The 10699-nt window shown below is 64.9% G+C and carries 16 protein-coding genes; all 16 read right to left on the reverse strand.

Going from position 1 to position 10699, the window contains the following annotated elements:
• Positions 1-152 (reverse strand): GTP-binding protein (locus ACE3OA_RS21170; RefSeq protein ID WP_374314602.1); only part of this gene is annotated, 152 nt, incomplete at its 3' end.
• Positions 152-946: a sulfate adenylyltransferase subunit CysD gene (gene cysD / locus ACE3OA_RS21175; protein ID WP_374314571.1), complete on the reverse strand. Its 795-nt coding sequence runs from the start codon at positions 944-946 to the stop codon at positions 152-154. The genes cysD and ACE3OA_RS21170, both read right to left, overlap by 1 nt.
• Before the next feature lie 150 nt (positions 947-1096).
• Complete coding sequence (locus ACE3OA_RS21180) at positions 1097-1297, reverse strand: hypothetical protein (protein ID WP_374314573.1); 201 nt, start codon at positions 1295-1297, stop codon at positions 1097-1099.
• A complete protein-coding gene (locus tag ACE3OA_RS21185) occupies positions 1294-1665 on the reverse strand; it encodes a hypothetical protein (RefSeq protein ID WP_374314575.1) in 372 nt (123 codons plus the stop codon). Before ACE3OA_RS21185 ends, ACE3OA_RS21180 begins: the two co-directional genes overlap by 4 nt.
• Entirely contained in the window at positions 1662-1919 is a 258-nt protein-coding gene (locus ACE3OA_RS21190; RefSeq protein ID WP_374314577.1) for a hypothetical protein, read from the reverse strand. Before ACE3OA_RS21190 ends, ACE3OA_RS21185 begins: the two co-directional genes overlap by 4 nt.
• A gap of 11 nt (positions 1920-1930) precedes the next feature.
• A complete protein-coding gene (locus tag ACE3OA_RS21195) occupies positions 1931-2179 on the reverse strand; it encodes a hypothetical protein (RefSeq protein ID WP_374314580.1) in 249 nt (82 codons plus the stop codon).
• Positions 2151-2672: a hypothetical protein gene (locus ACE3OA_RS21200; RefSeq protein ID WP_374314582.1), complete on the reverse strand. Its 522-nt coding sequence runs from the start codon at positions 2670-2672 to the stop codon at positions 2151-2153. The genes ACE3OA_RS21195 and ACE3OA_RS21200 overlap by 29 nt, the downstream gene beginning before the upstream one ends.
• Before the next feature lie 2 nt (positions 2673-2674).
• Positions 2675-4174 carry a hypothetical protein gene (locus ACE3OA_RS21205; protein WP_374314584.1) on the reverse strand — a complete coding sequence of 500 codons (1500 nt, stop codon included), beginning with the start codon at positions 4172-4174 and terminating at the stop codon, positions 2675-2677.
• A gap of 12 nt (positions 4175-4186) precedes the next feature.
• The gene (locus ACE3OA_RS21210) at positions 4187-4831 is read right to left on the reverse strand and encodes a hypothetical protein (protein WP_374314586.1); all 645 of its coding nucleotides are present in this window, start codon (positions 4829-4831) and stop codon (positions 4187-4189) included.
• The gene (locus tag ACE3OA_RS21215) at positions 4828-5337 is read right to left on the reverse strand and encodes a hypothetical protein (RefSeq protein ID WP_374314588.1); all 510 of its coding nucleotides are present in this window, start codon (positions 5335-5337) and stop codon (positions 4828-4830) included. Before ACE3OA_RS21215 ends, ACE3OA_RS21210 begins: the two co-directional genes overlap by 4 nt.
• Positions 5334-5765 (reverse strand): hypothetical protein, encoded by a 432-nt coding sequence (locus tag ACE3OA_RS21220; protein ID WP_374314590.1) that lies wholly within the window; start codon positions 5763-5765, stop codon positions 5334-5336. The genes ACE3OA_RS21215 and ACE3OA_RS21220 overlap by 4 nt, the downstream gene beginning before the upstream one ends.
• 1 nt (position 5766) lies before the next feature.
• A complete protein-coding gene (locus ACE3OA_RS21225; protein WP_374314592.1) occupies positions 5767-8037 on the reverse strand; it encodes a hypothetical protein in 2271 nt (756 codons plus the stop codon).
• Positions 8038-8042: 5 nt separating this feature from the next.
• Positions 8043-8618 (reverse strand): hypothetical protein, encoded by a 576-nt coding sequence (locus ACE3OA_RS21230; protein WP_374314594.1) that lies wholly within the window; start codon positions 8616-8618, stop codon positions 8043-8045.
• A gap of 92 nt (positions 8619-8710) precedes the next feature.
• Positions 8711-9136, reverse strand: a complete 426-nt coding sequence (locus ACE3OA_RS21235; protein ID WP_374314596.1) for a hypothetical protein — start codon at positions 9134-9136, stop codon at positions 8711-8713.
• A 112-nt stretch (positions 9137-9248) separates the two neighbouring features.
• On the reverse strand, positions 9249-10109 hold the full coding sequence (locus tag ACE3OA_RS21240) for a phage capsid protein (RefSeq protein ID WP_374314598.1): 861 nt from the start codon (positions 10107-10109) through the stop codon (positions 9249-9251).
• Positions 10110-10423: 314 nt separating this feature from the next.
• Positions 10424-10699: hypothetical protein (locus tag ACE3OA_RS21245; RefSeq protein WP_374314600.1), on the reverse strand; the 276-nt coding region annotated here is incomplete at its 5' end.

The following is a 10699-nucleotide window of genomic DNA, read 5'->3' on the forward strand; positions in this document are numbered from 1 at the left end:
TCGCACATCGCCTTGATGGCCTCGAACTTGCCTTCGGGCAATGAGCCGGTATCGTGGAACAGGCGGCCGACCAGGGTCGACTTCCCGTGATCGACATGGCCGACGATGACGATACGCATCAACTCGCGCGCGGCCTGCAGTTCGGTGGTCATCACATATACCCGGCGGCGCGCAGGCGCTCGAACGCATCTTCGGTTTCACGGTCCATCGCACGGCCGGCGCGCTCTGGCGTCCGGGTCGCTTCCAGTTCGGCGATAATCTCGGTTATCGTCGCGGCATCGCTGGCAACCGGGAAGGTGATGTCATGATCGCCCAGCGACCGGTAGCGCTTGCCGTTCTTCGAGAAATAGAGTTCCACCATCGGAATGCCTTCGCGCGCGACATAGCGCCAGATGTCGAGCTCGGTCCAGGACAGCAGAGGATGGACCCGCAGATGCGTTCCCGCCGGCAAATCCGTATTGAAATAGTCCCAGAACTCCGGTGGCTGGTCGCGAAAGTCCCAGGCGCCGCTTTCGCCGCGCGGGCTGAAGACGCGCTCCTTGGCGCGCACGCTCTCCTCATCGCGCCGGATGCCGGCGATGATGCCGGTGAAGCCGTATTTGGCGATGGTGTCGCGCAGGCCCAATGTCTTGCGCGCGGCGGAACGGGCATTGGGCGGCAAGGTCGGATCGGTCGCCTCGACCGGCGGGCATTTCTCGATGATGAGATTAAGGCCCCATTCCTTAGCATAGCGCTCGCGGAACAGATACATCTCCGGAAATTTCCGCTCGGTATCGATATGCATGACCGGAAAGGGCACGTGGCCGAAAAAGGCCTTCCTGGCCAGCCACACCATGACATTGCTGTCCTTGCCCAGCGACCAAAGCATGCCGAGCTTTTCGATCCGGTTGAATGCCTCGCGCAGGATGTAAACGCTCTGCGCCTCAAGCTGGTCTAGATGATCCATGTCGGGGAGCGGCTGCCTTCCATGAGAGTATCCACTGACATGCGACCGTCATTATAGGATGTCGGCTGCAGAGGCAATATTGGGGGGCAAAAGACGGGCGGGCGACATTCTGGCGGGCATGGCGGGTCAATTCGTCGCAATCCCCGAGTCTCAGGGATTCCCGCCTTCTTTGCCGATTTCTTTCCGCAGGGCCGCGAAGGCGCGGCGGCGCGCTTCCTCCGCCAGGCGCAGATCGCTTTCCGTCACGAGTCCGCCGGCCTGTGCCTTTGCCGCCAATGAACCGAGCTGGGCGAGATAAGGCGCCAGGGCGGCCACTCCTTGCATGATGGCAGTGACGGTTGCCGCGTTCATGGCGTTTCTCCTTGTTCGGTTGTGATCAATGGTTCGAGGCCGCTGAGCTGGGTTTCGGCCGCCCCGATCTGGCGCTCGGCCATTGCCGGCAGCCCCGCACGCAAGGCCGCGGCGGCCCCATCCAGCGACAGTTCCGCCGCATCCAACGTCCGGGCAATCAACTGGGCGCGCTGGCTGCCGGGCGTGATCCATTTCGCCTCGATCGCTTGACCCAGCCCCTCCGCCAGGCTTCCGGCAAGCAGGTTGGCGGCGGTGAGGCGCGCCCACAGGTTGTCTGCCGTCGCATTGGCGGCGCAGCCGGCCAGCAGCGCCAGGACCAGCACCAGACCCGATGCCAGTGCGGGGTATTTCCGATGCTGCTGCCTCATATTGAAGCGCCTGTCTGGTCGGTGGCATCGGACGCAAGATTGGGCACCTGGTAGACGACGAGCCCCACGATCAGCGAGACCAGCGCCATCTGGGCGCTGTCCGGCGTGGCGATGTGCATCCGCTCCCAAAGCGTATCCACCAGAATGCCGACCAGCCAATCGGCCAGCGGTGCCGCGATGGCTGCCGCCCAAGCCTTGTTGATCGTGCCACCTTTGCTGATTGTCCCGATGGCCGCAATTCCCTGCTTGATCATCCTTCCCTCCTTCAGCTCGCGGTGTTCATTTCAAGCAGCTTGGCGAGCCACCCGCTGCCGGCTCCCGAGATACCGCACAGCACGACCAGCGCGCCGATCATCAGCCAGCGCAGGCGCTGCAATTCCTCGATGCGATCGCCGAGCCTGGCGACGGCGTGTTCGAGTTTCTCGACGCTGGCCTGCAAGCGGCCGATCGCCTGCGACGTTTCATGCAATCCGCCCATCACGACCTCACCATCCGGTTTCAAAATCGTAGGCATCGATATCCGGGGCCTGCGCGAGATTGCGCACCGCATCGACATGCCCCCATTTCACCTGGCGCAGCCGATAGACTTCCGACTTGGCTGCTTCAGCGAGGGCGATCATCGCGCCCGGCGTCGCCACCGGGAAGAAACTGTCATCCGCCATCCGCCAGGCGAATTGCGCTGGCCACGCGGCACCATTCGCTTCCGCCCAGCGCGCCTCGTTGCCCATGGTGGTGAGGTTGGCCTGATCCTGTTCCCGGATCTGCAGCACCTTGCCGCCATAGGGAAGGCCGGCGACGAGGGCCTGCTGATAGCGCGCGGCGATGGCCCGCAATACCATCTGGCGCCGCGTCTCAGGCGGCCAGGCCCAGGTGGCACCATCCCACCGCTGGGCATCCGCGTCTTCGGGCGCGACGGCAACCGGCGTGCCGGCGAAGGGGCTTTGTTCCGGCGGACCGTCATAGCTGCCGATGCACTTGCCCGATGCGTCGATATAGAAGTGCTGCATGTTCAACCTCGCAGATCCTTGCAATAGAAGACCAGTCTCCAGTTGGCGTAGGTCATGCTTGTGCCGAGCCCGTTGCTCTTGCTCGCAATGCTGACCGGATAGGTCTGGTTAAGCGTCGCCACCATGTTCACAGCGTCGGCGGACAGCGCGCCGCCATACGTCCAGACGACTGCGGTGTAGTCGATCTCGTCGCCAACGGCCCAGTTCAGATCGGTCGCTTTGCAACGAAAGACGGCGCGTACAAAGTTGGGCTTCACGCCGAGCCCATGTGCCACGGAAAGAGCCGTGCTCACGGCCAGCACCTGTTCAGCACTCTCGAAGGAATAGCTGCCGTTGATGGTTCGCCACGCGCTGCCGTCACTGCGCAGCAGCACCGCGTCTCCCGGCCGCAGCAACCTTGTGGCCAGCCCGTCCAGTGTTTCCGATCCGTTGGGATCTATGGTGATGTCGCCGCTCGCCGCGGAATTCCGGACGGCGACGACACCGCCATTGCCGACCGTGGCTGCGGCCAGCAAGGTTAAGGTGACGCCGGCCGTGGTGAAATTGATCTCGCTGCCCTTGTCCGCTGCCAGCATGGCATAGGCAGCGCTTTTGGCGTTGACCGGCAGGCTGAAACCGCCCGTCTGCCCGAACCAGGCTGGCGGCCCGGACACGCAGCGCCAATTGTCATTGCCTTCGCAGCGGAATCTGGCGACCTCGCCGGCTGCGGTGACGACGTTGTTTCCGCTCGGCAGAATGAAGCTCACTGCATTGTGGGTGAGGGTCAGCGGCGCCGCGAATCGTAGCTCCACTTCGGTACCGGCGAGGTCCCCTGCCCACAGGCCGCCGATGGTCGCAGCACCTGTCACGACATGATAGCCGCCGATATTGGTATCCGCTGGCTTGGCCAGGGCCGCTGCGCTGGCGATGTCGCTGCCTTTGCGCCACAGCGCCGCAAGCCCCCGCGGTGTCGCGCTTTCCACTTCGGTCACGCCGGCACGTGTCTTGTCGATGGCGGCAAGGATGGCGGCGCCGCTTGGGATGTTCTTGTTCTCAAGGCCCGAAAGATCGCCCTTCCAGCCCAGCAGCTTGTCCGCATCCGGGTCCGGCAGGGTGAGGTTGGCAACCGGGCTGGTCGGGCTCAGCGCCGCGGCGCGCCCCAGTTTGTCGTCAAGTTCCTGGATGAGCGCCGTCAAGCGGTCGAGGGCACGTTCATGCGTCTCCGCCGGAAAGGGATCGTTGGGCGTATAATCCACTTCCTGCGTGCGATTGGTGCGCCGTGCGATGGTCCAGCTCTTGTCGCTGCCGGGCGGCATCAACGCCGTCACCGTGCCGCCTGCACCGCCGCCGCCGGAGACCGCATAGTCGGTAGTGAGGACTTTGAGCGTCTCGCCGCCGCTGGCCAGGCTGCGTTCGATGACGTCGATTTCGTCAGCGCCGAAGAAGATGAAGGGTACCGCGAAAGACACGGTTGACCCGTCACCCGCGTATGTCACGCGGGAGGTCGTCGTTGAGATGGTCATGTGGCTTCCTTTTCAGGCAGGCAATGCGTAGCTCGCTTGCGCCGCTCGTTCCGCTTCCGTCCAGGATTGGATGGCTGGCCGGATCTCCGGCCGCGCCAGCGGCAACCATGCCGCAAAGCCGATACCGGTCATGAACTCCGCAAGGCGCCCGCCGGCGGCCTCCTGCGCCAATGGCGGCAAGGTCGGCCGTTCACCGCCCAGCGCCAGATGACTTTCTTCAATCAGGCGGGTGGCTTCAGCGAGTTGCACCAGCAGCGGCGGCATGGATCGCAACACCAGCTCGATCTCGGCAATGAGCGACAGGCGGCTTTCCAGCATGACCTGGTGGCGCCGGACGGCTTCCTGTCGTTCGAAACCGGCCCGATCCGCCACGCTGCGTGCGATGGCGATTTCGGCATGGGCAAGGCCTTGCGCGATGTTCATCGCATCAAGGGCCAAGGCCTGGTCTCGCCCTGCCAGCATCTGCACCCGTTTCTGGGCGCGTCCGTCTCCCGTGGCGGCGGCAAGGGCCAGGGCCTCCCGCTGCCTGGCCAGACGTGCGCGTTCCGCGTCATTCTCGGCTTGCCGTGCCTGCAAATGCGCCGCACAGGCCTGCCACTCCGCGGGCGATGCGGGCAAAGCACCGGGCGCTTCTCGTTCAGTCACGATTTGGCTCATTGCGCCCCTCCTGCCTGCGGATCCATCTCGGCGATCGCCGCCAGCGTGCGGATCAGCCAGGCATCGTTGCCAAGGCCGGTGCCGCGCAGCAATTCGGCGAGCTCCTCGGCGCCACCGCATTTTTCGATCAAGGACTGCGCCGCGGCGATCTTGCGCGGATAGCCCTCGCCCCATTCCTGAGCGAGCTCCGCCTGCGCCAGCCCGGCAGGATCAGCGCCGGACGGCGCCGCGTCGCAAAGCTGCCGGCAATAGGCCTGCACGATGCCGTTGACCGCCCCCTGCGGCAGGCCGGCGCGATGGAACCATTGCCGCGCCTTGCCCTCAAGCGCATCGTCCCGCTCGAAATCCGGCGGTACCGCAATCTGGTATCCTTGCGGGTCCATCGGCGCCCGCATGGCGTCGGCCAGATCGCCTTGCCGCTTCGTCGGCTGGTTGGACGGAATGTTCATGCCACGCGCGGCAAGGGCTTCACGCATGGCGGCATCAAGCGAATCGTGTCGGCTCATTGTTCTTTCTTCCATGGTTCGAGGGGGATGATGCTGTTTCCAAGCGAGCTCGTATTCGACAGTTGGTCCAGCAACGAGCGCCGCTGGCGATAGCGCGCCTCGCGTTCCTTGGCGCGCGCCGCCTCGGTCTGGCCGAAGCGGGCCCAGCGTGCCTCGGTATCGTCGGCGCGGGCGGCATCGACCAGCATGTCGGTGGGCGAGCCTTCGGTGGTGACACCACCCTTCAGAACGGCGATGCGCCGCCTCGACTGATCGACCGCCGCCTTCTGGCGCAGCTGACGTTCCTGCTCCACCCCTTGCGCTTTGGCGACCTTCGCCTCGCGCTCCAGCTCACGGCTCTCATGGCCAGCTGCCTGCGCGTCGGCTGCCATCTTGACGCCGGTCGAAACGACCATCGATGCAGCCATTGCTGCCGCGGTACTGCACATGTCATCCATCCATTGTTGTCAGTTGCGGAATCAGCGCCACGATCGTGCAGGGCAAGGGCTGCTCCTGCAGGACCGCGATGATTGCCTGCCTTTCCCACCCCTTGGGAAAGGCGACGACCTTGTCGCCGGTGAAAAGCGGCGGGCTTTGATCCATCGCCGTCTGGGCGGCGCGGAACACCACATCCTCGGTGCGGCCGGTTTCGGCGCCCACACGCATGCCAAGGCTGTTGGTGAGCCGCACCGTCACGCGGTGAATGCGCCGGTTTTTGCCCTGGGCCGTCCCGTCCATGGCACCGGCTTCGGCATCCATGGTGGTGAGAAGGCTGGTATAGCCAAGGCCGATATGCGCAAAGGCCGCGGATCGTTCCAGCGTGACGCTGCCATCGGGCGCCACCACGCGGGTCGGATGCGTGGCGCCGTCGGCCAGGATTGTCACCGTTTCGCCGATGAGATGATCGAGCCCGCGGATGACCCGCGCGCCCAACGACCAGGCGCCGGCCGCCATCCCGCTCAGCGAGGGAAACGCGGTGAGGATCGTGGCAACGACATGTGCTCCGTCGGTAAAGCCGGTGATGCGTGCCCGCGCGACGTGATAGCCGCTTCCCGAGGGGGCCGGGAAGCTGTACTGGATCTCGCGACCGACGTCGCCCGCCACAAACATTGCGCTCCCGGCCATGAAGACGACGCCCGTCTGTCCCGGCACCGTGGCACCCGCACCCGGCGTCAACGCGCCGGCGCCGGCGCCGTCATAGCGCAGGCCGCCATCGACGAAGAAGGCGCCCTTCTTGTCGAAGGGATCTTCCGGCTCGAAGGCACCGGCCATCCGTTCGACCGAACGACGCACGACACCGTTCACCTCACGCTCCACCGCCAACCAGGCCTCGTCCTGGCCGGTTCCCGGAATGCAGGCGACGGAGAGGACTTTGGCGCGCTTGCCGGCAATGCGGTGCTGATGCCAGCCGACCACATCCTGACCGCGCATATAGGTGAGGCCCAGCAGCGCCCCATCCGAACGCACCACCCAGACCACCGACCAGGGCTCTGCCTGATAGGCGATTTCCTTGATTCCCTTTTGCGTCAGATGCCGGGCAAGCAGGCTCAGCTCCGGCGAGTTGAACGCGTCATTCTCGAAGCTGTAGGCCATTTCATAGATCTTCCGGCCCGCGCGCTGCACATAGAGGACCGCAGCACCGATACGCTCCGGCCGTATGTCGGCGCTGCCATTGGTGGTCTCGCGGCGCACCGTGACATTGCTCGGCGTCACTGCCTCGTTGAGCGAGCTGGCGCTGAGGTTGAACTCGCCCCCGGTAGTGCCGAGTGCCAGGGTCTTGCCGGCGCTCATCCAGCGAATGGCGTTCACCCGGTCGTCGGCGATGGTGAAATTGAGCGCGTGATCGTCCTTGGTGACGCCATCGGTTCCGGTTGGCGAAAAACTTTCATAGGCGCCGGAGACCGAGGCCCAGAGGGTCTGCGGCTGCAGCTTCGAATTGGCGAGGAACAGCCGCTCCTCGTGGAAGGTGACCGTGCCGGGCCAGCCCGTGCCCGCCGACCAGGCGCCGAGCCGCCAGGAAGTGACCGCCGCTGTCCCGCCGAAGGCGCTCCTGATGTCGATCTTCACCTGTGTGGCGCTGGTGAAGGCTGCGATCTTCGCCCAGCCCCAGATGCTCGCATGCTTGATCCGCACCAGGCGTCCGACATCGCCGGCCACGAACAGGTTGGCCGAGGCGGTCAGCGTCACATCGCTGCCGCTCGCTGCCGCCGGCGCCAAGGTGACGGCGCCGACATTTTCGTCGAGATAGGGCCCGTCCTGAAAATCGATCGGTGTCAGCGACCAGCTGGTATGTCCGCTCCGCGCCAGCTTATAGGGGGCGAATAGCGGATGCGTCAGATAGAGCACGTCGGCCGACTGCGCCCATTTGAGCCCCGCGAGATCCGCCGCGCCATAGGGCGTTGCCACTTCGTAAGGGATCGCCGGGCCGGTCTCGATCCGGCCCCCATTCATGTAGAAGCGGAAATAGCCATTGCCGGCCTCAATGACATAGGCCTGCTCGGTTGAGAACTCGAACGGGATCAGGCGCACGGCGCCATCATCCTTGGTGTGGGCAATGAATTCGGTTCCCGGCCGCCTTGTCGCCGGACCTTGCGCCAGCAGGACGAAGTTCTCGATGCGGCGACAGGCGTTGCGATACTTGTCGAGGTCGATGCGGCCGTAGAGATCCGGCGACCATTCGCCGGCATTGAAGGTCGAAAGCAGATGCGATGCGCGCGCCATGGATTTCAACCTCGCGCCGCCAGCCAGGCATCGATGACGAGATCGCTGGCACCGCCTTCCTGCGCATCGACCGCTTTCGCTTCGGCCAGCACCGTGCGCAAATAGTCCCGCGCTGCCTCAATGCGCGATCCGCTTTCGGTGAGATTGCCGGCAAGATGCACGGCCAGTTTCGCCGCCACCGCCTCGGCCAGCAGCGAATCATAGCTCGCCACGTCGACGATGCGGCCGATATAGAGAATATCGAGCGGCGCCGCGTAATCGGCGAGAATGCGGCGACCCTCGACCCGGTAATCCGTCCCGTTGTCGACCTCGAGCAGGCGCAGGCAGAAAGCCGGCTCCGGCCCCTGCGGCAGCTGGTACTGATAGAGATAGCCCCAGCCCGGCGCCTCGTTGAGGGCCGGCAGGCGCGCACGGCGCAAAGCTGCGTTCCACGGATAGAGCCGCAGTACCGAATCCGCCGAGGGCTCGAAATTGCGCTGGCACAGATTGGCCGCTTTCGATCCATCCTCCAGCGAGATGATGGGATCGGCGCCCAGCAGATCGAGCGCGCGGTTACAGATCGAAACAGTCGAGATGGCCATTTTTCAGTCTCCAACTATCGCGCGGGCAGCGGGGTTGCCAGCCGACGAATGTCGGCATGCGCCAACTTGGCGGCCGCTGCCCGCGCGATCACTTAGTCCAATGTGTAGAAAATCATCACGCGCAGCGTGCCGGAGGCCGGCAGGGCGGCCGCGGCGATGGTGAGGATGACGATCTCTTCCGTCGCCAGCGCTTCGCCGGCGACAGCCGCCGGACCGAACAGGGTCGGCGTATCGACGGCGGTGAAGGCCGCCGCCGGGCGATACTTGCCGGAGTTGCCGGCAATGCCGATCGCCAAGGTCGACGAGCCCAGCGAGACCGTGCTGTCGAGGATGCCATAGAGCACGCGGGCACCCTTGGGCAGGCGCGCCACTTCGACGATGTCGCTGGTCGGCTGGGCCGCCAGCACGACTTTCTCGTTGAAGACGCGCACGCGGCCATGGATGTCGCCGGCCATCGGCAGATCGACCGGCAATGAATTACGCAGGCGCCCCATCTGGGTGCCGTACTGAGTAGCCATATGTTCTCTCCTGATAGGTTTCAGTCTGCAAACCAGTCGAGGGCATCGCGGAGTTGGCCCGCCGACGCATGTCGGCATTCGCCGACCGGGCGGCCGCGATGCCCTCGACCCTTTAAGCAAGCGTCGCGATCTCGACGACGCCTTCTTCCTCCATGCGCGTGGCGCCGACCGACATGGCGCAATAGACCTGCGTCGCATAGGATTTGTCGGGGCGTTCGGTCACCTTCACCTTCGGCGTCTGCGCGATGGCGAGCAGCAAGGCCGACTGGCGCCAGGCGAGGCACGCGCGGTCGCCGCTGGTGGTGGTCCCTAAGCGCTGCGTGCGAATGAATTTGAAGCCGAGAAAGGTGTCGATCTGACCGGCGGCCAGCGCCTTCACCGTGTTGTAGTCGCTCGACGTCACCTGGGTGTTGCTGAGGAGGACCGTGATGTCCTTGGCGGGACACGCGACATAGCGCGGCTCGTCCGGATCGTTCTCCGCGGCATCCAGGATTTCCTTGGCGGCAAGCAGCTTGGCAAGCGTCAGGCCGGTGCCGCCCACCGCGATCTTCTGGCCCGACGGCAGCGCAAGGCTGGTCTGCCCGGTCTTGCCGCTGCGCGCGGTGCCGTTGGCATTGGCGATGATGACATCGTCCATGGCGCGGCCCAGCGCATGGGCCGCGGCCTGGCTGTAGGCGCTGGTCGGGTCGGTCAGCGTCTTCACCTGGTCCAGGCGGTCGATGAGGTCGGAATATTCGTAATCTTCCAGCATCACCTGGCGGCGCGCATGCGGCGTTTCGGTGAGCGGCGTGTCGGCATGGCGCGACTGGCGCTTCACCGCGCTGCCGGCCCCGATCTGGTCGAAATAGGCGATTTCGCCCTCAACCACTTCCTGGCGCACCGCATCCTTGAGGCGGCTGCCCTTCTGCTGCACCAGCAGCATGATGTTGGCACTATAGAGGTTGTTGAACGCAACCTGGATCTGCGAGGACATGGGTCCACACTTCCTTTCTGCTCGATTGTCATGATGTGACTGCGTTGATCGGCGAGGTTGCCCGGTTCCGGACCTCAAGCCTGGATGCAAGCGCGCACCCTTACGCGGCTCGTCTTTCCGAGCCGTCAGCCGGGCCGCGAAAGCACGCGGTTGTCCGGACTTTGATGATTGGAATCCCCCTCCCTCCTTGAGGGGGAGGGTCGGGGAGGGGGGTATCTATCCGCGGCAGAAAGCGACGAGAATGAAACGCGCCACACCCCCTCCCGCGCTACGCGCGACCTCCCCCTCAAGGGGGAGGCAAGCGATCTACGCCGTCAACCCGCCTCACCCCCATACGCCAGCGCAAACAAATCCTCCATGCGCTTCACCGTTGCCGCATGGTCGGGATGGGTCTTGTTGACGTAAGGGTGCTTGGCATCGCCCTTGGCCGCCTGCTGCAGCTTGGCGATTTCGCTCATGGCTTCGGCGGGCGAGCGGGGCCGGCCGGTCTTGGCGTCGGCGCGGGCGGTGATGCTGTCTTCACCCGTGGCGCGGCCGACCTTGGCCAGCAAGTCCATCAGCGCGCCCTCGCCGATGCCGTCGGCGATCTC

The sequence above is a fragment of the Dongia sp. genome (assembly GCF_041906375.1).
GTDB lineage: Bacteria > Pseudomonadota > Alphaproteobacteria > Dongiales > Dongiaceae > Dongia.